The 23,622-nt window shown below is 66.9% G+C and carries 13 protein-coding genes and 2 tRNA genes; 11 read left to right on the top strand and 4 right to left on the bottom strand.

Going from position 1 to position 23,622, the window contains the following annotated elements; translation table 11 throughout:
- Positions 1-75: 75 nt before the first annotated feature.
- From KOR34_RS00985 to KOR34_RS00975, 3 genes are all read left to right on the top strand, one after another.
- The gene (locus tag KOR34_RS00985) at positions 76-300 is read left to right on the top strand and encodes a LexA family protein (RefSeq protein WP_146561378.1); all 225 of its coding nucleotides are present in this window, start codon (positions 76-78) and stop codon (positions 298-300) included.
- 928 nt (positions 301-1,228) lie between these two features.
- Entirely contained in the window at positions 1,229-1,495 is a 267-nt protein-coding gene (locus KOR34_RS00980) for a hypothetical protein (RefSeq protein ID WP_146561376.1), read from the top strand.
- Positions 1,468-2,616 (top strand): tyrosine-type recombinase/integrase, encoded by a 1,149-nt coding sequence (locus tag KOR34_RS00975; RefSeq protein ID WP_197531027.1) that lies wholly within the window; start codon positions 1,468-1,470, stop codon positions 2,614-2,616. The genes KOR34_RS00980 and KOR34_RS00975 overlap by 28 nt, the downstream gene beginning before the upstream one ends.
- A gap of 51 nt (positions 2,617-2,667) precedes the next feature.
- On the opposite strand, the gene KOR34_RS00970 is transcribed toward KOR34_RS00975, so the two are convergent.
- A tRNA-Lys gene (locus tag KOR34_RS00970) sits at positions 2,668-2,740 on the bottom strand.
- 86 nt (positions 2,741-2,826) lie between these two features.
- The gene (locus tag KOR34_RS00965) at positions 2,827-4,005 is read right to left on the bottom strand and encodes a DUF1570 domain-containing protein (protein WP_146561372.1); all 1,179 of its coding nucleotides are present in this window, start codon (positions 4,003-4,005) and stop codon (positions 2,827-2,829) included.
- Between the two features lie 139 nt (positions 4,006-4,144).
- Between KOR34_RS00965 and KOR34_RS00960 the strand changes: the two genes are divergently transcribed.
- The 8 genes from KOR34_RS00960 (at position 4,145) to KOR34_RS00925 (ending at position 18,624) form a co-directional block, all read left to right on the top strand.
- Positions 4,145-4,471, top strand: a complete 327-nt coding sequence (locus KOR34_RS00960) for a competence type IV pilus major pilin ComGC (RefSeq protein WP_146561370.1) — start codon at positions 4,145-4,147, stop codon at positions 4,469-4,471.
- Between the two features lie 120 nt (positions 4,472-4,591).
- Positions 4,592-5,353, top strand: a complete 762-nt coding sequence (locus KOR34_RS00955) for an RNA polymerase sigma factor (protein ID WP_146561368.1) — start codon at positions 4,592-4,594, stop codon at positions 5,351-5,353.
- 17 nt (positions 5,354-5,370) lie between these two features.
- Positions 5,371-7,419 carry a serine/threonine-protein kinase gene (locus KOR34_RS00950; RefSeq protein ID WP_146561366.1) on the top strand — a complete coding sequence of 683 codons (2,049 nt, stop codon included), beginning with the start codon at positions 5,371-5,373 and terminating at the stop codon, positions 7,417-7,419.
- Between the two features lie 33 nt (positions 7,420-7,452).
- On the top strand, positions 7,453-8,526 hold the full coding sequence (locus KOR34_RS00945) for an MFS transporter (RefSeq protein ID WP_146561364.1): 1,074 nt from the start codon (positions 7,453-7,455) through the stop codon (positions 8,524-8,526).
- A 208-nt stretch (positions 8,527-8,734) separates the two neighbouring features.
- Positions 8,735-8,808, top strand: a tRNA-Met gene (locus KOR34_RS00940).
- Between the two features lie 397 nt (positions 8,809-9,205).
- A complete protein-coding gene (locus KOR34_RS00935; RefSeq protein ID WP_146561362.1) occupies positions 9,206-11,989 on the top strand; it encodes a DUF5695 domain-containing protein in 2,784 nt (927 codons plus the stop codon).
- 283 nt (positions 11,990-12,272) lie between these two features.
- Positions 12,273-14,675, top strand: coding sequence for a family 16 glycoside hydrolase (locus KOR34_RS00930; RefSeq protein ID WP_197531026.1), 2,403 nt, complete (start codon positions 12,273-12,275; stop codon positions 14,673-14,675).
- Between the two features lie 784 nt (positions 14,676-15,459).
- Positions 15,460-18,624 (top strand): glycoside hydrolase family 2 TIM barrel-domain containing protein, encoded by a 3,165-nt coding sequence (locus KOR34_RS00925; RefSeq protein WP_197531025.1) that lies wholly within the window; start codon positions 15,460-15,462, stop codon positions 18,622-18,624.
- Here KOR34_RS00925 and KOR34_RS00920 read toward each other — a convergent pair.
- Both KOR34_RS00920 and KOR34_RS00915 read right to left on the bottom strand, forming a co-directional pair.
- Complete coding sequence (locus KOR34_RS00920) at positions 18,596-22,171, bottom strand: LamG-like jellyroll fold domain-containing protein (protein WP_146561356.1); 3,576 nt, start codon at positions 22,169-22,171, stop codon at positions 18,596-18,598. The genes KOR34_RS00925 and KOR34_RS00920 overlap by 29 nt on opposite strands.
- A 223-nt stretch (positions 22,172-22,394) precedes the next feature.
- Complete coding sequence (locus KOR34_RS00915; protein WP_146561354.1) at positions 22,395-23,618, bottom strand: glycoside hydrolase family 113; 1,224 nt, start codon at positions 23,616-23,618, stop codon at positions 22,395-22,397.
- Positions 23,619-23,622: the final 4 nt, after the last annotated feature.

Below are 23,622 nucleotides of genomic sequence, written 5' to 3'. Positions count from 1 at the left end.
CTTTGCCGATTGGGGTGAGTATCCTAGGGCCCGTCACCTATACGCCAGTACACCATGCCGACGGGGCCTTTTCTGATGCCAAACTCTCCTCTCAGCCGCGGCCAAGCCCGCGTTCTAGTCGCACTGCGGAGCTACGTCGCCACGCACGGATACGCACCCACGCTGCGCGAGTTGGCGGCGCTGCTCGGCATCCGGAGCCCGTACGGCGTGCTGTGTCACCTTAAGGCGCTAGAGCGGAAGGGCTACCTCCGCCGCGTGAGCCACCAGGCCCGCGCCATCACGCTGCACGGGGCGGCTTAGCCCCCCGCGGACGCTGGCAAGGTTGTCCGTCCGAGTACCGCCCGCCGCGGAGCCAGCCGCGAGTGGGCGGGGCCGCCCTAACCCAGTCTCCTCGGATGCGCCGCGCGCCGCCTGCGCTGCCGCTGCGCATGGAGCGAGGTACGCATCCACCCACCGCACGCCGCGTCTGGGTTAGGCAGCGGCGCGCGGTTGCAGCAACCGGGGGCAACCGATGGTCTGGCAGAAGAGCGAGCGCAGTCGTGCGCACGGCAGGGTTTCGGAACAGAAAAACGTCACGCGTTCTCTATCGCCGGACCCCCTTTCTATCTCCTGCCCTCCCAAGGGCTTCCGTGGAGGGCGTGGCCTCATTCGACACGATCGGTGTCGTCGCCGCGCGTTGACAACCGCCGGGCGGCGTTCACAATCGACGCTGCTCCTTCAAAAGGCGTCCCGATCCGCAGTTGCACCTGCGGATCGGGACCACGGACATTTCCCCAAGCGCGAACCCGGGAAACGCCATGGCGGTTACGCCACGTCTAGCTGTGCGCGGCTGCGCACATCGGTTGATTTCACCGACTGCTACGTGCAGCAGAGGTGCACCCCAATCTGGCTGTTGGCGGCGCCAGGACGGCGCTCAGCACCTCAGAGAATTGCCTGGGAGACGCGGCGAATCGGCCGCGTCACGCAGCCGCCCGCGTCGGGCAGGAGGTGTCCCATCACCTGACCTGCCCCTGAGGATCGCGCATGAGAACGGGGTGACTGACATCACCCCGTCTCGACGATCGCTAGATTACGGCGGGCGACCCAAGAGGGCGCCCTTGGACTGCCACTCCCGTCAGGTTTGCGGCCAGGGGGAGCGGCGACTTTCGAAACGACCCAAATGGGCCGCCCATAGCCGGTACGCGCATTCTGCGAACGGCCAGGGCGGGTGTCAAGGACAGCAGCCGTCATGCCAGCACGAGAGAGCAAGCCCGCCCAGAACCTGCGTCAGGGGTTCTCCGGCAGGGTCTACCCCGACGTCACGTACACCCTGTTCGCCCTCGCCCGGGAGGTGAACATCAGCGAGCGGGTGATCCGGGAGAAACTGCTCGAGCCGAAACTTGTCTACGCCAAAGAGGTCGTGTCCGGCAAGTGGTTGATCCCTGGCTGGGCATGGAACCGTTACATCGACCTAGAGGAGAAACAGTCGTGGGACGATCCCACCATTACCGCGTGAAGGCGCTGCTGCTGAGTGGCCGGACGAAGTATGTCCTGCGCTGGACCGAGCCAACCGGTCGGGTGCGCGAGAAAACCTCGAGCGTGCCCGCCCGCAAGAGCTTCAAGTCGCGCGCGGACAGGGAGGCGGCGGAACTCGAGGTAGAACTCAGCAACGACCTGACCCACGACAGCGAGGTGGAGTGGTCGCTCTTCGATCGCGCCTACCGCGAGCGGCACCTGTCGATGCACAGCAAGGACTATGGCGACTCGTGGCGCACCGTGGCGAACCACGTCGAGACGATCATCCAGCCGATCGTGCTGACCGATGTCGACGCGACAGCGCTCTCGCACCTGGTTGGCGAGTTCCGCCGCCGGGAGCTGTCGGAGAGTTCGATCGCCAGCTACCTAACAACACTGAGGTCGGCGTTGAACTGGGCGGTGGACATGGGCCTGCTGAAGGAAGCCCCGCGGTTCCGCAAGTCGAAGCGAGCGGCGGGACGCAGGTCGAAGATGCGGAGCCGACCGGTCAACGCCGAGGAGTTCGACCGCTTCGTGCTGGCGCTCCGCAAGGTCCGGCCCGCCGACGCCGAGCAGTGGATCACCCTGGCCAACTCCATGTACTGGGGTGGGCTGCGGGTGGCGGAGGCGGTCTCGCTCAGTTGGGACTGGGAGGCGGACTTCTCGGTCTGCCTCAAGGGCCGGTTCCCGATGTTTCGAATCCTCTCCGAGGGGGAGAAGGGCGCGAAGGACCGGCTGCTCCCGATCGCTCCCGAATTCGCCGAGATCCTCCAGAAGGTTCCGTCCGCCGAGCGCAAGGGGCTGGTCGCAGGCGTTCGGCTGCACCGCGACACGGTCGTTCACCAGATGTCGGAGGCGGGCAGGCGGGCGGGGATCATTGTCAACCGCAAGGGGAAGACGGCGACCTCACACGACCTGCGGCGGTCGTTCGGCACCAGGTGGGCCAAGCGGGTGATGCCGGCGGACCTGCAGCAGTTGATGCGCCACGCTTCCATCCAAACGACGATGGACTTCTACGTGGAGATCGACGCGGACGACCTGGCGAGCCGGCTGCACGGGAAAGCGGCGCAGAACCAAGAGGGTGAGATTCTGGGTGGGACGGACCAAACGTCACGCCCCTGAGAGAGTTGCCAAAGAGCGCTTAACGTCTTTGCGACATGGCAGTTAAGAGAGTGCTCCCTCTAGGACTCGAACCTAGAACCTACTGATTAAGAGTCAGTTGCTCTGCCGATTGAGCTAAGGGAGCGTTTCGCTGGTTCAGCGGCAAGCCGGGCATTGTAGTGCCAGGAGGGCCGCGGCGCCAAGGGGCTGTGGGGATTAATCGAGGCCCGATTAATCGACCCGCAGCATCCCGCGGTAAAAGTCGCGGCTCAGGTCGTCGACGGGGCCAAAGTGCTGCTCGAACGTGCGTATCCGGACGCCCTCAGGCAGCTCGTCGAACGGCTTCAGCTCCGCGGCCTGTTTCAGGTACGATCGGTACTCGTCGGGCCGCTGCTTGATAAGAAAATAGTTGAGGGCCCAGGCCTCGGCGTAGGCGGCGGCGGCCGTGCCGGCGTCCCGCATCCGCCGGTCGTCGGTGACCAGCCGCCGCATCTTCTCGGGATTCCAGCCGCTCGCGTTCCGGTGGAAGGACTGCAGCCGCGGGTAGTTGACCTTGCCGATCCCGCGCCAGCCGCGCCCCGAGGAGAGGTCGGGCGCCTCGAAGTAGATGGCCATGCCCTCCACCAGCCACAGCGACAGGTCGGCAAACCGCTGCATCACGCCCGTGTTGAAGGCTACCTGATGGGTCGCCTCGTGGACGATGGTAGCGACCAATGGGGCGACCGCGGGACGCGCGACCATGCGGTTGATGTCCCGCATGGAGGTCCGTCCGCCTGCCGCGGCGCGCCGCTTCTCCACACCGGTCAGGTCGTACATCGACACCCGATTGGTCGTCAGGCTGTAGTAGCCGATGATCCCGCCGGCGCCGCCCAGCTCGTCCGCCGAGGCCTTCTGGTAGGACGCCGCGTCCGCGTAGACTACCACCACCAGCGGGAAGCGTGGCTCCGTTAGCTCCAGCCCCTGCTTCTCCCAGTAGCTGACGAACGCCTTGTGCAGGCGTTCCAGCAGAGAGCTGAGCCACCGCGCGTACTCGCGCGAGGTGCTGTACGCCACCACGTAGTGAGGCGTCGAGTAGCAGTCGAAACCGGGCCCCAGCTCGTCGCGGAGCCGCTGCTCAATCTCGTCCGCGCCGGCGGGAGTGAACGGCTCGTCGAGGTCCGTGCGGCTGACGACCTCGTCGGACTGCAGGAGCAGCAGTGCGCCGTCGTCCTGCAGCAGGCACACGCCCCCCTGCTGATCCTCGGCGAAGACCTCGCCACGGGCGGTCTGCTCGCCGGAAGCACGCTCGTAGGTCACCTCGACAAGCGGGCCCGCCAGCACGCCGGAAGACAACACCAACAGTGCGGCGGCAGCACCAAGCAGTCGCCGCTTCGGGTGGGACACGGAGTCGTCTGTCGCAAGCTTCTGCATGCCAAACCTGTCGTAACAATCGACACAGCCACCCCAACCGGGCCAGCGCCCGGGCGTCGCTTGTGGGCAACCTATACTCCACTATTATCCTATTCGCCGGCGCCGGCAAACGCAGCAGGGCAGATTACCCGGATCCCCGATGAAAAAGCACGGACCGCCTGGACGCGGCGGCTTCTCGTTTCTTGAGCTCATGGTGGCCGTGGTGATCATCGGCATCATCGCGTCAATCGTGGTGCCGAGGGTATCCGTCTCGGCCGACTCGGCCAAGGGCAAGACTCGCGATCACCACATTGCCCACCTCAACCACCTTGTGGAGCTGCACCACATCGAGCACGACGCCTGGCCGACCAGCCTGGACGACCTGGCGCCACAGCTCCTGCCCGATGGCCCGCCGGACCCGCCGCAGGGAGGGTCCTACACCATCAACCCCGCCAGCCACCGGGTTGAGCACACGCCCGGCCCGTAGGCGTGGCGCCGCTGTGGCGCCCTCGAGAATCCAGGCCGGCCGCCGGGTGCGCAGCGGGCGGATGCGTGTTAGAATGCCCGTCCAGCAGGGCGCCCTTCTTCACGCACGGGACCGGTCACTATGGAATCGTGGGACGATCGCCTCAGTCGCATCCCAACCCTCTGGTCGATGGTGCGCCGCGCGCACGGCGATGGCCAGACCGAGGTGGGCGAGGCCCAGCGGGAACTGCTGGAACGCTACGGCGGCGCGGTCCGCCGTTACGCGCTGGCCGCCCTCCGCAACGAGGAAGCGGCCGACGACGTCTTCCAGGAGTTCGCCCTCCGGTTCGTCCGTGGCGACTTCCAGAAGGCGAACCCCGAGAAGGGGCGGTTCCGCAGCTTTCTGAAGACCACCGTCTACCACCTGATCGTCGACTACCAGCGCAAGAAGAAGCGCGGCGCCCGTGAAGCCCAGATGGGCGACGATGCACCCGAGCCGGTAGCGGCCGATGAAGAGTCCATGGGTGAGCTCTTCAACGAGTCGTGGCGAGACGACCTGCTCTCGCGGACCTGGGAGAGCCTGGAGACGCTCGAGCAGACCACCGGCAAGCCGTACCACACTGCGCTCCGCCTGCGTGTCGAGCACCCCGAGGCCCGCTCGCCCGAGCTGGCCGAGCTGCTCAGCGACCGGCTCGGCAAGCCGATGAAGGCGGGCGCAGCGCGGGTGCTGCTGCACCGCTCGCGCGAGGCGTTCGCCGACCTGCTGCTGGAAGAGGTGGCGCACTCGCTGGACGACGCGAGCATGCAGCGGCTGGAGGAGGAGCTGATCGACCTCAATCTGCTGGAGTACTGCCGGCCGGCCTTCGAGAAGAAGGCCTCGGCGGAAGCCGAGGAACCGTCGTAGCCAACCCGACCCCGTTCATGGCAGACAAGCCCTCTCAATCCCAGCCGCCGCGAGCCGACGACGAGTCGCACCAGCCCACCCTGCATCAAGACCTGCCGGACATCAGCTCCAGCCAACGGCCCACGCTCGACTCGCACGCCTCGGACGTGCAGCTCGCCGGCGACGACACACTGCCCGCCCCCAGCTTCCGCCCCCCCGTTGGCAAGCCGACCGGCGAACGCCGCGTCAGCGTGCTGGAGCCGGGCGAGCAGCTCGACGATTTCGTCGTCGAGCGCGTGCTCGGCAAGGGGGCGTTTGGCGTGGTGTACCTGGCCCGACAGGTCTCGCTCGACCGCCAGGTCGCGCTCAAGGTGGCGGCCAACGAGGGGAGCGAGGGCCGCACCATGGCCCGGCTCGAGCACGACTACATCGTGCAGGTGTTCTCCGAAGCGGTTGACGAGTCGGGCCGGCTCCGGCTGCTGTGCATGCAACTGGTGCCGGGCGCCTCGCTCGAGGGCGTGATCTACAACCTCCACCGCCGCGAGGGCGCCGACCGCCAGGGCTGGAATGGGGCCGACTACCTGGCCGTCGTCGAGTCCCGCGCACAGGTGAGCGACGTGCTCGACACCACCGCCCTGCGCGACCGGCAGCTGCTGCACGGCTACGACAGCGTGCAGGCGTCCGCCTGGGTCGGCGGGCGGCTGGCCGAGGCGGTCGACTACGCCCACCGCCAGGGCGTGCTGCACCGCGATATCAAGCCGGCCAACATCCTGGTCAACCAGTACGGCCGGCCGATGCTGGCCGACTTCAACATCTCGTTCCGGTCGTTCGAGGAAGGGGCGTCGGCCGATTCGACCTTCGGCGGCACCCTCGCGTTCATGGCGCCCGAGCACCTCGACGCGTTCAACCCGCTCAGCGGCGTCTCGCCCGACGAGGTCGACGAGCAATCGGACGTCTACTCGCTGGCGATCGTGATCCACGAGCTGCTGACGGGCAGGCGCCCCTTCGACGACCCGAAACGCACCGACCAACGCACACAATTTATCAAGTCGCTGGCCGACTCACGCCGTAACTCGCCGCCGCCGATAACCGACGTGCCGCCCTCTGCACGCAAGACTCTGCTGCGCGTGATCGCCAAGGGTCTCGAGGGTGAGAAGCCGGACCGCTGGACCAGCGGCGCCAAATTCGCCGGCGCCCTGGACGGGTGCCGGGAGATGCGATCCGCTGAGCGAGAGCTGCCCAAGCCGAAGTGGTACACCCACGCGGCGCGGCGGGCGCCGTTCCTGTGGCTGGTTCTGCTGGCGATCGGACCGCAGACCATCGGCAGCGTGGTCAACATTTCCTACAACTTTGCCGAGATCGTCAGCAACCCCGAGCTGCTTACGCCGGAGCAGCGGGCGTTCTTTCTGACCAGACTGGTGCCGATCTACAACGCGTTGGTGTACCCAACTCTGATCGGCGTCGGCGTGGCGGCGGTCGCCCCCGTGTTCCTCGCCTGGAAGCGGCTGAAGGCCGCCCAGCGGGTCAGCGAGGAGGAGGTCGCTCGTGCCCGCCGCCGCGCGGTCGCCCTGCCCTACTGGATGCTCGGGATCGCTGCCGCGGGCTGGCTGCCGGGCGGGATCCTCTTTCCGTGGCTGCTCGACCGGCTACTCGAAGCCCCGGTCAGCGGGCAGGTCTACGCGGCGTTCCTGATGTCGTTCACCCTGTCGGGGCTGATCGCGGTGGCGTACTCGTTCTGTGGGCTGCAGATACTCGCGTTGCACGTGCTCTACCCCCGGATGTGGGTCGACCCGACCAACTTCCACGAGGTCGCCCGCCGCGAACTGGCCAACACGCCGTTCCGGTTGTCGCTGATCAACGTGCTGAGCTTCGCGATTCCGCTGTTCGCCGGACTGGTGGTGCTGGCGCCCCCCGCGGTTATCGCCTTCCTCGACGGAGAGAAGGTGGTCACCGAACCGATCGGCGTGCGGCTGCTATTGATGGGGTTGATTGTGCTCGGACTGGCGGGGTTCATGATCACCGGCGCCGCGACGCGTCGCATGGCGGTCGCGTACAACGCGCTGGTTGGCCGGCAGAGCCGCGTTTGAAGGCCCCTTGAGCTGTAACTACTCTAGGCGGGTATGGCATTCGCCCGCTCCTCCCTTCCCCTGCGTCGGGCCGTCCGACTTGCAAACGTCAATGCGGCGCTGTGGGCCACAGGCGCTGGGCTCACTCCCACGCTGCTGGTCACGTACCTCGCGATGGAGCACGGAGCCCAGGGGTTTGGCGTGAGCTGGGTGCTCGCGGCCCCACGGTTCGCCGGGCTGCTCCGTCTGCTGGTCCCCGCCGCCATCGGCTGGCTTGGGTCGCGCAAACGCGTCTGTGTCTTTTGCTACGCGGGCAGCGCGGGTTTGCTGGCCGCGCTGCCGGTCGCTTCTGCGCCGACCGAATCCGCTACGACAACGCCCGGTCTCGCCACGCTGCTCGTGCTTTGGACCGGCTACCAAGTGCTGGAGTATTTCGGCACCACCGCCTTGTGGTCGTGGCTCGGTGACCTCTATCCACCGCGAGTGCGGGGCAGGATGATAGGCGTCCGCGAGAAGTGGCTGACGCGCGGCCAGATAGCCGGAGCCCTGTCTGGATTCCTGATCACCTCCACCTGGGGCGACAACGCGACCGCGCGCTGGGTCCCGCTAGCCGCGTCGACGTGCGTCGGCGCCCTGTTCATGGCGTCGGCCGTCGCGCCGCTGGCGGCCATGCCCAATCTCCGATCTCCGCCTTCGCTCGCCACGGGGCGATCGCACCGTCGTGCCCTGAACGAGCTGCTCACCTCCCCCCTGCTAAGGCTGCTCGCCTGGTCGATGCTGTTGTCGGTCGCGAACGGCATCGCCGCGGCTGCCCGGGGCGTCTACCCGTATCGGGTGCTCGGCCTCGCGTACCCGACGATGCTGACGCTCACCGTCGGGATGCGTGCGGGCCAGTCACTGACGGCGCCGGCGGCCGGCCGCTGGGTGGATCGCTGGGGCGTACGCCGCATGGATCGCCTACGCGGGCCTCAACGTCGGTCTCGACGCGATGAAGCTGGACGTAGCGCCGCAAACCAACAACGCCCCTGCGTTAGCGCTGTACTACGCCGCCAACGATCTGGTCAGCGGAGTCACCATCCTGCTAGGCGGCCTGCTGCTGCAGCCGCTGTTCAGCGGCGCCTCCTCTGACAGAGCTGCCTACGTGCCCGCGCTCGCTCTCGGGCTGGGCCTCCGGCTAGCCGTGCTCGCCCTCACGCCGCTGCTACCCAGGCGCCACCCAGACCGCGAACCTGCGGCCCCTCGGCCCGTGTCCTGCCCAGAGACGCCCGCCTAATCCCCCGGGGGCAACAGGCCTACCACGGATTCCGGTTTCTGCTAAAATCTCGGTTTCCAATTCGGCGGAGTAGCTCAGTCGGTTAGAGCAGCGGAATCATAATCCGCGTGTCGGGGGTTCGAGTCCCTCCTCCGCTACTTTGATCTCTCTCTAAGTTGCGTTTCTGCAACGGATTCCAGCGGATCGTCCGATCGCTGCCTCGGGGGCCGTCGCTGCTTCCATCGGTTCGACGGCTCAAATCGCGGTTCGGACTCATGGGATTGTGACGAGTTCGTCACGCTCTTCACCAAGCTAGTCCGCCGCACAAGGTTCTGCCTCGGCGAAGTAAGTACCCAACTCGCTCTTTGGACGCATTTCGATGAAGCGGACCATCTTGCCTTTGTGCACAATCCATTGATTTCGACGGGTGGCGTGGATAAACTCCAATAGATTACGACCATCGTCGCAAGCGTGGTGCGCTAGGCGGGGAGCGACTCTGCCGCACGGACCCGGTCGCACATTGCAGGCAACCCTCCTCAAGCCGGAGACATTCCCTTGAGTCACTTCAGCCGACCCTCCGCCACGGTGGCGTTCCTGGTGCTCACCTCGATTGGATTCATCACAGCTGCGATTGCCGTCGATGCCGAAGAGGCGCCCGCGGCCGTCGCGCCCGCGTTGAAGTTTGAGACGCCCGGCTTCCATCTGAGCCTCGACCCACGCTCGCACAACGTCGTCGCGTTGAGCCCGAAAGGCGCCGAGTCGGGATGGGAAGGCAAACCTTTTGACTTTACGCCCGCGGACCAGATGAGTGTGCGGGGTGAGAACGGATTCCACCACCTCGGCGACATGACCCTGCTCACGCGGGTCGGCGATGAGGGCGAGTGGCAGGCGTTCGACAGCAGCGCCAATCGTCGCCCGGTTGAGGCCGTCGACCGCGATGGGGTGTTGGCCGCCGCTGACCTGACCCCCACGTTCGGCGATGGTTTCCCGCTGCGGGTCGTCCGGGCTTGGCGTGTGGGCGACGATGGCGTGCTGACCATGGAAGTTGAACTGATCAACGATGGCGAGTCGCCCGTCACGGTTGGTGGGCTGGAGTTCCCCGCCGTGTTCAACAACATGATCTTTGACTTCACGACAAAGCGGCCGCGTTCGCTGGACGAAGCCCACGCGGTCTGCTCATTCGTAGACCCCTACATCGGGCAGGACGCCGGCTACCTGCAAGTCACGCGCCTCACGGGGACCGGTAAAGTGCTCGTTGTCATGCCGTCCGCTGAGCACCCGACGCCGCTCGAGGCTTTCCGGCCGGTTGCCGATCGCTCGTGGCTCGGCCAGACGTTTGAAGGGATCAGCTCGTGGGTCGTCTACAGCGAGGCGTGGGCCCAGACCGAGTGGCGCGGCGCGATCCCCTGGAACGAGCCTACCTCGGTGACACTGGCGCCGGGAAAGAAGGTGACCCACGCCCTGCGATTCGCACTGGCCGACGACCTGCGTGCTGTCGACCAGACGCTGCGCGATTCGGGGCGGCCTGTGGCCCTGGGGGTGCCCGGGTATATCGTGCCGCAGGGGCAGGACATTCAACTGTTCATCGATCCCGCTGGGCGCGCTATCGATTCGCTTACCTGCGAACCCGAAGGCGCACTAACCATCAAGCAGAGCGAAACTAGCGAGAACGGCTGGGAGCCTGTCTCGGTGCGCGGCGAGCAGTGGGGTCGCAGTCGGCTTACCGTCACCTACCGCGACGGCGCCAAACAGACCATCCACTACTACGTAACCAAGCCGTTCGCCGAGGCGTTCGGAGATCTCGGCGATTTTCTCTTTGACAAGCAGTGGTTTGACGACCAGAGCGACCCGTTCAATCGTTCCCCGTCGGTCATCACCTACGACCGCGGCCACGACCGTCAGGTAACACAAGCGACGCGAGTCTGGTTCGCCGGCCTGAGCGACGAGGCGGGCAGCGGCTCGTGGGTCGCAGGGACCGCCAAGCAACTGGGCCTGCCCAATCGCGAAGAATGCTCCAAGCTGGCCCGCTTCGTCGATGAGACCATCTGGGGGGGCCTCCAATTCGACCAGGGACCCCGGAAGTACGGCGTGAAGAAGAGCATGTTCTTCTACGAGCCAAAACTGCTGCCCGACTTTGACTACATCGAGGGCGACTGGGGGTCGTGGACGAGCTGGGACAAGAAGCACGCCGACGACACCGGTCGGGCCTACAACTACCCGCACGTGACCGCGGCGCACTGGACGCTGTACCGACTGCTACGCAACCACCCCGGGCTGGTTGAGAACGCCCAGCACGACTGGAGCTGGTACCTCGACAAGGCGTTCAACACTGCCAAGTTCCTGGGCGGCGGGTTCGATGTGGGCGTTGGCTGGCGCAACATGGGCCTGATGGAGGGCAGCGTGTTTAAGCTTGTGCTGGACGACCTCCGATTCGAGGGCTGGGACGAGCAGGCCGACGAACTCGAGGCCCTGATGCGCAACCGCGCCGAGCACTGGAACTCGCTGAAGTACCCGTACGGATCGGAGATGGCGTGGGACTCTACCGGGCAGGAGGAAGTCTACACCTGGTGCCGACACTTCGGCTTCGACGAGAAGGCGGAGGTGACCCTCAACGCGGTGCTCGCCTACATGCCGACCGTGCCGCACTGGGGCTACAACGGCAACGCGCGTCGGTACTGGGACTTCATCTACGGCGGCGCGCCTGGCCAGGGCATCGAACGCCAGATCCACCACTACGGGTCGGGCCTCAACAGCATCCCCGTGCTCGACGCCTACCGACGCAGTCCGGACGACTTCTACCTCCTGCGGGTCGGATACGGCGGCAGCAGCGGCGCCCTGTCGGCCATCGACCAGGAGGGCTTCGCCGCGTGCGCATTCCACTCCAACCCCGCCCGCCTGGAGTGGGACGACTACTCCGGGGACAACGGACCCAACTTCTTCGGCCACGCGACCACCGTCGGCAGCTACCTCGTCAAGCACCCTGAGCTCGGCTGGCTCGGCTTCGGCGGCAGCGTCGACACAACCGACGGCGTTACGCTGACGCCCTACGACACGTTCCGCCAACGCGTGTACCTCGCCCCGCTTGGCCTGTACCTCACGCTAGACGCCGGCCGGTTTGAGTCGGTCCAGTACCACTCGGACAGCGGCGACGTGACGCTCACGCTCGCTCCGGCCGATCAGGCCACCGCTAAGGCGCTACTCCGCATCGAACGTCCCGCCGATCTGGACGGTGTCGGCGAGTACGCGCCCGCGGGCAGCTACGACCAGGAACGCGCCGCCTGGGTGGCGCCGCTCGCGGCCGAGCCGACGGTCCTCACGCTACGGCCCAGCAACCGCTAGGCAACTCACCGGACGGCGACCTCACTCCTGTGGCCCATTGCCGCGTGGCTGAGCTGCGGCATGCGCTCTCAAATACCCAGATTCGAGTAGAATCCCGACGCCCCGCGCGTTCCAATGGGGCCCAGCGGGGTCGTCCTTAGCATGCCACCCTCGCCAGGGTCGGTCGGCGAAGCGACCTCTGCGCTTGCGGTGAGAGGTCTCCTGCCGGCGCGGTCCATACTCTTCATCACACGATCTCCTCGATTGACACAGGCCTCATATGCAAACTGCTTCAACCTGCCGCGTGACGGCACTGGCTGTCGCCGCACTGCACCTCGTGCTTTCCGTGGCGCCCCTCTCGGCGCAAACGGAGGGCCGTCAGGTTCAACTCACTGTCGATACCGGAAAGACGCTGCACGAGGTCAACCCCAACGTCTACGGGCACTTCTACGAGCATATCTACCACTCGGCCAACGGCGGCCTGTGGGGCGAGCTGATCTGGAACCGCAGCTTCGAGCTGAGCAACAGCGGCGGGGGCGACTGGTCGGTCGAGAACGGTGAGATCGTCCAGTCCGCCAGCGCGACCGACGTGAGATTCGTGTTTGGCGACCCGTCGTGGGACGACTACGAGGTCAAGCTCCAGGCCCGCAAGGAAGAAGGCGCCGAGGGCTTCCTCCTGCTGTTCCGCGCCGCCGACGAGGACAACTTCTACTGGCTCAACCTCGGTGGTTGGGGCAACACGCGGCACGCCATCGAGAAGGAATCCGACAGCAACCGCCGGCAGCTGGGCGGCGGATCCGAGGGACGGATCGAGTCGGGCCGCTGGTACGACATCCGCATCCGCGTCGACGGCGGCCGCATCCAGTGCTGGCTCGATGGCGATCAGGTGGTGGACGCACGCGACGAGCGGCGGCCCCACCTCAAGGGCATGATCGGGCTCGGCACGTGGGGCACGCAGGCCCGCTTCCGCAACCTGCGGGTCACCAGCCTCGATGGCAGCCGGACGCTGCTTGAGTCGACGCCCGACGTGCCGTCGACTTCGGTGGCCATCGACTTCTGGGAGCCCTTCGGCCCGGGACAGATCGAGCGTGTCAAAGACGCGTTCAACAACGAGTACAGCGCCCAGGTCACCGCCGGCGGCGAAGCCACCGGGCTGCGGCAGGACAACTTCCGATTCGTGCCGCAAGCGTACAAGGGATCGCTCGCCATGAAGGGCGACCTTCCCGCAGGCGTCAAGGTCGAGCTGCTCGATGGCGACCGCGTGCTCGGCCAATCGGTACTTGGACCGCCCACCGCCGGCTGGGCGGAGTACCCGTTTGAGATCGTCGCGTCGGACGCTGCTGAGAACGGCTCCGTGCGCCTGACGGCGCTCGGCGAGGGAACCGTCAAGCTCGACCACTTCACGATGATGGGCCAGGACGCCATCGACCACGACGGCTTCCGCCCCGACCTGCTCAAGGCGGTGCAGGGCCTGCGCCCGCCGATCATCCGCTGGCCGGGCGGCTGCTTCGCGTCGGTCTACCTCTGGAAGGACGGCGTCGGGCCGCAGAGCCAGCGGCGGATCTACTCGGCTTACATGTGGGAGGACCAGGACATCAACTCGCTGGGGACCGACGAGTACATGGCGCTGTGCGACAAGGTCGGCGCCGAGCCGATGCTGGTGATCAACACGGGCGTGCTCGACTCCGGCTGCGGCGCGCCGGCGCAGTTCCAGCTCGCCTCGAAGGACGACTACCTTCCCTACGCGCTCGATTGGCTGGAGTACTGCAACGGCGACGCCACCACGCCGATGGGCGCGCTGCGTGCCAAGCACGGCCACCCCGAACCCTACAACGTCGAGTACTGGGAGCTGGACAACGAAACCTGGGGCGCCGGCGTCGACGCCTACATCGAGAAGGTGAAAGAATTCGCTCCGGCGTTGAGGGCGAAGGCCAAAGAGCTGGGCACGCCGATCAAGATCATCGCCTGCGGCGGCAACCGCTTCGACATGCGTTGGAACCGGACCCTGATCGACGCCTGCGCTCCGCTGTTCGACTACATCAGCATCCACAACTACGAGAACCCCGACAACTTTGCGAGCGGCGTGCCCCGGTACGAGCAGCTGCTGGTGGACCTGGCCGACTACATCGCCGACTCCGACAACCCCGATATGGAGATCTACAACTCCGAGTGGAACGCGCAGTCGACCGACTGGCGGACGGGACTCTACGCGGGCGGACTGCTCAACGCGTACGAGCGTCAGGGCGCCAAGTTTACGCTCGGCGGCCCTGCCCTGTTCCTGCGGCACACGTCGGCCGGCGGGTGGGACAACGCGTTTATCAACTTCGACCACACCGGCTGGTTCCCGGCGCCCAATTACGTCGTGATGAAGCTGTGGTGGGACAACTACGCCCTGCAATTCCTCTCGCTCGAAGGGGACCAGTCGGGGTGCAACATCGTCGCGACCCGCAGCGAGGACGGCAAGTCTGTCATCCTCAAGGCGGTGAACCCGCAGGACACCACGGCGACCGTGACCGTTGAACTCGACGGCGGCTTCACTCCCAAGGCCGCCTCCATGCAGTACGTCGCCCCGGGCGACCTGAGGGCACGCAACACGCTCGACGACCCCAACGCCGTCGACATCGAGCTGGGCCCGGTGGAGTTGGCCGGCAAGCAGCTGACGTTCGAGCTGCCCGCGTACTCGGCAGCGGTGGTCACGGCTGAGTAGATGGGCCCCCGGCCTTGGGCTCAAATACGCCTGGCCGCGTCCCGAGTTCGGTCCGAAACGTTTTGTCCAAAAACACGCGTGAAGGGGACAAAACTCGGGACACACTTCTCCCATGGATTCTTCGCAAACGTTTTACAAGTAAACAGTTACACCGATTGCCTCGAAACGGGGCCGCGGGGTTTTGTCCGTTTCTGTCCGCGCGAATCGGACACCCTGGCCTACAGGCCGGCGTTCCCCACGCGCGCAGCGTGATACCTGACCGCCTGCCGGCGGCGAACTCGGTGTGTCGATAGATCCTCAATTAGAGGACCCAGCGCGGCCGGTTTCTACAAAAAACTCGGGAGCTTCCGCCGAGAGTCCGCACCCACGCAACCCCGGCCGGACCTCATGGCACTTGCGCGTCGCAGGCCGCTTTGCTGTGGCCGTGTGAACGCGGCTACCAGGGAGGGAACCGCCAGCAACGCTCGCGCCCAGCAGCCCGCTGCCCACACGGACGCCGACGATCTTTTGAGCGGCCGCGGCAAAGGAAACGTTGTTTGCGTGACTGGCGCCGAGAATGGGAGGTTGTGCGACTGCGGTTCGGCCGCACGAACTGGCGTGCCTGCGTTGCCGCAGAGTATAATCGCCCCGAACCGCGACCCGGCCAAACCTCACCGTTGCCCCTAACAGTGGGCGTCGGCATCGGCTGGCGGGTCCCGAGACTTTTCAACGCCGGATCTCCTCGCGGCCAGTCACTGCGGCCGACGCTCCCCGGCGCCCCGTTCCAACGAGCCCCGCCAAGATGATGCCCGCTGCATACTCCACCAGGCCCCTTACGCTCCTCTTTCTCAGCTGCCTCATCGCACCGGCCTCAATCCGCGGCGATGACCTGCCCGACTGGGAGAACCCGGCGGTCGTGCAGATCAACCGTGAACCGGTGCGCGCGACCTTCACGCCGTACGCAACCGCGGCGGACGCGACAGCAGGCGGCGAGTCGAGCAGGGTCGTCAGCCTCAACGGCAGTTGGAGGTTCCACTGGTCCCCGACGCCGGACCAGCGCCCGGTCGAGTTCTACCGACCGGACTTCGACGCCAGCGGCTGGGGCGAGATTGTCGTGCCCGGCAACTGGCAGACGCAGGGCCACGGCGTGCCGATCTACACGAACATCACCTACCCGTTCCGGAAGGCGCCGCCGCGGGTCACCCTCGACCCGCCGAGGAGCTACACCCAGCACGAGCTCCGCAACCCGGTCGGCAGCTACCGCCGCGCGTTCACCCTCCCGGACGCGTGGCAGGGCCAGCGCGTCTTCGTTAACTTCGGCGGCGTCAAATCGGCGTTCTACCTGTGGGTCAACGGCCGGCGCATCGGCTACAGCCAGGACAGCATGAGCCCGGCCGAGTTCGAGATCACCGACGCGGTCCAGCCCGGCGAGAACCTGCTGGCGGTGGAGGTCTACCGCTGGAGCGACGGCAGCTACCTCGAAGACCAGGACATGTGGCGGCTGTCGGGCATCTTCCGCGACGTCGACCTCATCGCACGGCCTACGGCGCGCGTCGAGGACTTCCATCTCACTGCCCAACCGAGCGACGATCACCAGAACGCCACGGTGCAGGTTGAGATCGACCTGGCTTTCGCCGAAGGCGCCTCGCCCGAGGGGCTGGAAGCCTCCGTCGAGATCACCGATCCCAGCGGCGCCGCGATCGGGACTGCGCAGGCGGTAGCCGGCACTGACCCTGCGGCCGAACGTTTCCGCACCGCGACGCTCGAAGTCGGCAACCCACAGCTCTGGTCCGCCGAGACGCCGCACCTCTACCGCGCGGTGATCACCCTGTCGGGCCCCGACGGCGTGCTGGAGTGCATCCCCTGGCGGTTCGGCATCCGCTCCTACGCCCACGACGACGGGCGGTTCCTGGTGAACGGCCGGTCGGTGAAGCTCAAGGGCGTCAACCGGCACGAACACCACCCCCGCACCGGCCGCTACGTGGACCGGGCCACGATGGTCCGCGACCTGGAGCTGATGAAGCAGGCCAACATCAACATGGTCCGCACCAGCCACTACCCGAACGACCCGGTGTGGTACGAGCTGTGCGACCAGTACGGCATGTACGTCATGGACGAGGCGAACCAGGAGAGCCACGCCTTCGGCACCGGCAGCCGCACCCTAGGCGACAACCCCGACTGGGAACTGGCGCACGTCGACCGGGGCGTGTCGATGGCCGAGCGGGACAAGAACCACGCGTGCGTCGCGATCTGGTCGCTCGGCAACGAGGGGGGGTCGGGCCGCAACCTGGCGGCGATGCGGCGGGCGATGGAGGAGATTGACGCGACGCGGCCGTACTTCTACCACGCGGACCGGGCGGTCACCGAATGGATGGACATCGACTACCCCACCATCGCTCAAGTGGAAGCGTACTTCGCCAAGCCCCAACGCAAGGGCGTGCTCGTGCGGGAGTTCTCGCACATGATGGGCAACTCGGGGGGCAACCTCCCCGAGCACGTGGACGCGCTGTACCGGCACGACCAGTACGCCGGCGCCGCCATCTGGGACTGGGTCGACCAGGGGCTGATCAAGCCGGCGTCGGGCGTCATGCGGTACATCGAAGACCCGGCCACGCTTTCGCTCCTCGACGGCGAGACCTGGGCCTACGGCGGCGACTTCGGCGACCGACCCAACGACCGCGACTTCTGCCTCAACGGTGTCGTGGGCCCCGACCGTGAGCCCCACCCGCACTACTACGAGGTGCAGAAAGCCTACCAGCCGGTCAAGATGACGCTCGCGCCGGACACGTCCAAGGTGCAGGTCACCAACCGGTTCGACTTCACCAACCTGGCGTCGCTCAATTGGCGATGGTCGCTGCTGGCGGACGGCGAAGAGGTCGGCGGCGGCGCCCTGACGCCGCCCGACGCCGGCCCGGGAGAGGTTGTTTCTCTGGAGCCGCCCGGATTCGCCGATCTCCCCGAGGACGGACGCGAGTACGCCGGCGCGGTTTACGCCGAGCTGGCCGAACCGACCGAGTGGGCGCCCGAGGGGTTCGTCGTCGCTCGCGAGCAGTTTGTGCTCCGCGAATCTCAATTCAACGTGCCGCCGCAACCGGGCGGCGGGGAGCTGGCGGTCGAACATTCCGACGATGAGATCCGCGCCACCGGTCCGGCCACGTCAGCGACCTGGCGGCCCTCCACCGGCGAGCTCGTCGCCTGGCGCGTCGACGGTCGAGAGATGCTGGCCCGACCGCTGCAGCCGTATTTCTGGAAGCCCGCCAACCGCAACCAGGCGGGCAACAAGTACGCGGAGCGGCTCGGCCTGTGGAAGTCGGCCGCCGAGTCGAGCAAGTGGGGCGGCCGCGTTGTGCCGGGCTCGAGCGGGGAAGTTGCTGTCGAGATGGATACGGAACTGGCGGACGGCGTCGGCCAGTGCCAGATCCGCTACACGCTGCACCCCAGTGGGCAGCTTGAGGTAGCGATGACGTACGAGCCGCTGCGGGCCGATCGCGCGCCGCCGCTGCCGAAGTTCGGCGTGCGGTTGGGGCTGGCCGGTGGCGTCGACGAAGTCGCGTGGTACGGGCGGGGCCCCCACGAGAACTACGCCGACCGTCGCACCGCCGCGTTCCTCGGCCGGCACGACCTGCCATTCGCCGCGTACCACACCGAGTACATCTACCCACAGGACAACGGGGCGCGGACCGGCGTCCGCTGGCTGGAGCTGCGTTCGGAGGCCGGACTGCGGATCGATGGCCGGCAGCCGCTCACAGTGCGGGCGTGGCCCTACACCGAGGAGGACCTCGAATCGGCCCGCCACCCGGCCGACCTGCCGAACCGCGACTTCGTCGACGTGAACATCGACGCCCGGTTGCACGGCGTGGGCGGCGACAACAGCTGGGGCAAGCGGACCATGGACCAGTACACCCTGCCCGCCGACGAGGCCTACGAGCTCCGCTTTGTGCTCACCCCGCTAGACGCCGGCGGCGAGTAGCCGTAGAGCGGCCTCGGCCAACCGCCACCACGACCAGCCCGACGACCGACAAGGCAACCGCCGCAGGCTCCGGCGCCGCTGCTTGGCTGACGCTCTCGGCCGCGGCGCCGTAGCCCCACCGCCAGATGAGGTAGTCGTCGTTATCGACGACGCCATCGCCGTCCCCGTCGGCGGTCAGGTCGGTCGTGCTCCCCAGGCTGTCACGCCAGACGGTGTAGTCCGCGGCGTCAACCTGACCGTCGTCGTTGAAGTCGCCGTCGAGCGGGTCCGGCGTCACATAGGTCACGTCGCCGTCCTGCAGCTCGGCGCCGGGCAACCCGAACCGGAACTGCAGGTCCCCGTCGGCGCCCGCCCCGAAGACGGACGGATCAAAGAGATTGCCCAGAGGCAGCTCCGAGCCAGGGCCGACACTGGTTCCGGCGAGTAAGTAGGCTTCGGAGACGACGGTTGGGCCGGGCTCACCGAGCTCGTCCCAGCTTTCTCCCTCGCCCGGCCCCGTGGAGTCGATCCCTTGCTCGTCGAGGCTTACCCATCCCTCCGCGTTCAACGCCCCGGCGGCGCTGCTGACGCGGTAGTAGTTGAGGTCGATCGGCGCCGCGTTCGCGTTGCTCAGGGTCACGCCGCCGGTGACCGTGTTGACGGTGATGCCCAGTGAATCGAGCGGGACAGGCCCCGCGGTAAAGCTGTCGAGGACTTCTTGGGCGGAGAGCGCGTGGTTGTAGATGCGGAACTCGTCGATGGCGCCGTTCAGGTTGTCGTCCGCGTTGTAATTGGACCGACCCAGGTAGGCGTTGTCGTTGTCGAGCTCGTCCATACTAACGGAGAGGAAGGTGTCGCCCGCTAGCTGGCCATTGATGTACACGGACAAGCGGTTGTTCTGCGTGTCGTCCACCACGACCGCGACGTGGTAGGCCTCGTCAACGTTGAGCGTCGGCCCGCCAACGGCGACGTCCTCATCGCCACCGCCGCCGTTGTCGGTGATCGCGGCGCGGTGGTCGCCGGCGCCGCTGTTGGGCGTGAAGAATAGGTAGTCCCGACCCTGGCCGCTGAAGTTTGTGCTGCCGAAGTCGAACACCCGCTGCCAAGCGCCGCCGCCACGGTAGGAAAACCACGCCTCGAAGGTGGCGTCGGTGTAGTCGTTGATCTGGATGACGCCGCCCGGCAGGTTGACGAAGTCGTCGCCATCGCCCGGAAGGTCCACCACGCCCAGTTCAATGTTTGCGTCGCCGCTTAGGGCCCCGTGCGCTCCGCCGATCAGGTCGCTGGCGGTCCCGTCGTTGAAGGTGTACTGGTGCACCAGCACCGCTTGGGCGGTCTGCGTTGACGCCAGAACCACGCAGCACGCGATGGCGGCCGCCCGAGCGAATGCGCGGCGCCGCCGCCCGGACAGGCCCGCCGCGGCGCCGGCCGCCAGCAGCGTGAGCAGACCGCCGCTCGGCTCGGGGACCTGCAGCAGCGACTGGAACGCGCCGGCGCCCAAGGCCCCGATGTAGTCGCTGCGGAACAGCAGGAAGTCGTCGTAGTCGTTGTCGCCATCGCCGTCCAGGTCGCCCAGGCGGTAGGTCTCCGCGGCGGTCAGGCCAGCGAGGTCCGTCAGGTGGTTGGGCTTGAACGCCGTCCAGTCGCCTGGATCGATCTCGCCGTTGAAGTTCAGGTCGCTGCGGGCGAAGGGCTGCCCGCCGTTGCCGACAAACTCGACGTCGGCCGCCAGCATAACGCCGCCTACCGTGACCGTCAGCTGCAGGTCCTCGTAGATCGACCGCACCCACAGACCCTGGCCATCGATCAGGTCCTCGGCGCTCAGCTCGAACCCGGCCTGGTCGGCCAGCGTGGCGGCGCCGGTTGTCGACTCGGCGAACTCTGCCATCGAGTCCGGGGCGGAGGTAACCTGCCACACGTCATCGGGGTCGACGGACCCGTCGCCGCCCGGGCTCGCGTCCAGCCGGCCAGCGATCGGTGTGATTGCATCCGGGTCGATTGCACCGTGCAGCGACGTGAGCGAGTACCCGCTCACGTCGATCGGCGCGCCGGAGTCGTTGACCAGCGTCACCTCGCCCGTGTCCCGGTTCACGGTGAGCGTGAAGCCGGCGGTCGGGGTGACGCGGAAGATCTCGCCGGCGCCGGCGCCCGGGTACTGCCCGAAGAAGCCTTGGCCGTTGCCGAAGTCGACCAGGTAGAGGTTGCCCGCGTTGTCCGTTCCGAACGACACGATGTGGTCCAGCCCGGCGCTGCTGGTGAACGTCGAGTCGGGCTGGTAGGACGGGTCGGCCGGGTCGACCACCAGCGACTGCCAGAGCGCCGAGATGTCGGTGTTGACGCCGTTGTCGCCGTTGTAGCTGCCGGTGGGCGTGTCGCGGTCGAACTCGAGCGACCAGACCTGGGCCGCGTCGCCGGTGGTGGGGAAGTCGGCGTAGAAGTACTTGCCCTGCAGCTCCGCGACCGGTCCGCGGTAGAGGTAGCCGCCGATCACCGCCTCGCCGCCGCCGTCGTGCGGGAACTGCTGCAGCGGGTTGAGTGCGACGGCGCCGGTGAACGGGTTGACCGTGGCGCCGGTCGACCCGGGGATGCCGCTGTCGATAGTCCCCTCGCGCTCGGGCCAGCCGTAGTCGATGGGCGGGCCGCCGGTGTTGGTCCCGGCCTTAAGGAAGTTGACCTCCTCCCAGGTGGTCTCGCCGACATCGCCCATCCAGAGGTCGCCGGTCTGCGAGTCGAAGCTCGCCCGGTACACATTGCGGAGCCCGGTCAGCCAGGCCTCACCAAGCCCCGTGATTGGCGTTCCGGGATTGGCCGCGTTGTAGGCCGGGATCGGGTTGCTCGCCGGGATGGCAAAGTTCTTGCTGTCGTCGGCCGGGTAGGCATCGGCGCCCATGACATCGACCCGGAGCATCTTGCCGGCGATGTCGCTCGGGTTCTGCGAGGGCCGCCCATTGGGCGACTGGCCCCCGTTGACAGCGTTGCCGTACGAGCCGTCGCCGGTGCTGATGTAGAGGTAGTCCCGCTCGCTGCCGGTGGCGGTGGGGTCGAACCCGATCCAGTTGATCGTGTGGTTGAGCTGCTGGTTGTTGTCGTACTCCAGCAGCAGCCGGCTGGGCGTCGCCTGGTACGTGGGCGACGGCCCGCTGATGTCGACGTCAAACTCCTCCACCCGGTTGACGGCCGTCGCGGACGCCTCGGCGGAGGTGACGTACATCTTGCCAAATCCCGACGCGCCCTGGACGTTGAAGTCCGGGTGGAACGCCACGCCGATTAGGCCGGTGTCCTGGGTGACGAACCGGTCGAAGTTGAACACCTGCGTGCGGCTGGCGGTCTGCACGTCGTACCGCCAGATGCTCCCCATGTTGTTCGTGGCGGAGAACCCCGGGTTGGCGTCGTCGGTCCGCTCCGTGTAGTAGAGGATGTTCGCCGGATCGCCCGGCGCCTGCGTGACGTACGTCGGCTGGTTCAAACCCGCGGCGATGCGTTCCAGGCGGTACCCCTGAGAGGTAACTCGGGGAGGGAACACGACGGCCGAGACCACGACCGCTATCGCGGCGAGGGAGTGCTTCATGGGAGGTGAAGAGCCAAACAAGAGGAGAGGAGTAGCACGCCGGTGCGGCTATGGCTCTAACCCCACTACATCGGACCCAGGCCTAGCCGCCGCGGAAAACCTACAAGAAATTGCGATTTTCAGCCTAACCGCTTCGGCACCAAGATGGCGTTAAGTTTCCGCCAATTTCCCGTGAAGATGGGCGGCGGCAGCCGAATCTCGGTTGATTCGCGGTCTGCTTGCGTCACTCCGTCGAGCTAGATGGACCCGCGTCGAGAACGGGCCGCTCGCGCGAGGTGTACCAATCGCGGAGGATCCCTGCGGCTGGTCGACCGTACACGCAAAAGCTCCGGATCCTCGACGCCCGCTCCGCGGGGTAGAGCCGCGCGGGCCAGTCCCACCAGCAGAACCCGTGGAACCAGGGCTCCTGCCAGAAGGTCTCGAACATGGCCTCGTAGTAGCGGGCCTGCTCTTCGTCGCTGATGGGAAACGCGGGCATCGAGTAGGCGTGCGACCACGGTCGCCGCGCCGCCCCCCGCACATTGGTGACGCCGGTCTCGATGAACAGGATTGGCTTCCCCCAGCGCTCGCTGACGGCACGCAGTTCATGACGAACGTCGGCGAGCTCCGCGACCATCTGCTCCTTGGGGGTCACGGTCGCGAGCGCTTGCTCCAGCGACTCTCCGCTGCGCGGGGGGATCGGGTAGTAGCCGCTGACGCCGATGAGGTCGAGTTGGTCCCACCAGTTGATTGTGCTTTCCCGTCCGTGGTTGCAGTTGTAGGTCAGCACCCCGCCGTAGATCCGCCGGATGCCTTCGATAGTCGCCCGCCAACGAGTCTCGAACCCCTCGGTCGAGCTCATCTCGCAGCCGACGCAGAACGCCTCTACCCGCTCGTCGGCGGCGATCCGGGCGTAGTGTTCCAGGAACCGGCGGTAGTCGTCCCACCACTGATCCCACCGCTGCGTATCCACCACCTCGCCCTTTCGAAAGGACTCCTCGCTGGCCCAAGGGTCTGCTACGCCCGCGTGACCGGCCGCTGTTTCCTCGTCCGTCGCTGGGCGAAAGAACTTGATCCACGCCCGCCAGACGCCGTCCGCGGGGTTGACGGTGGGTTTCAGGATGACCTTCAGGTTGTGCCGCCTCGCGAGTCGGATGGCGGCTCGCACCTCGTCGTTGGACACCATCCGGGGGTTCTGATCGCCCCACAGGATGCGCGGTGTTTGGGCGGTGGGCATCTCGGCGGCAAACGCGATGCAGACGTGGTCGACACCGGTCTCGGCCAGCTTGGCCATCGACGCCTGCGCCGCGTCCGACGCGTAGTCGCCCCGCACCGCGTTCCATCCCCACGAGTAGCCGCGCACAAACCCAAGCTGCGCAGGCTCGTCGGCCAGGACCGGCCGGCCCGCCAGCAGGCTCACCCCGAGCAGGAGGGCGCTCCAACGCCAGGTTGCAACACGGGGAGGCATCTAA

It is taken from the genome of Posidoniimonas corsicana, from assembly GCF_007859765.1.
Lineage (GTDB): Bacteria > Planctomycetota > Planctomycetia > Pirellulales > Lacipirellulaceae > Posidoniimonas > Posidoniimonas corsicana.
This window is presented reverse-complemented; position numbering and strand designations above follow the sequence as displayed.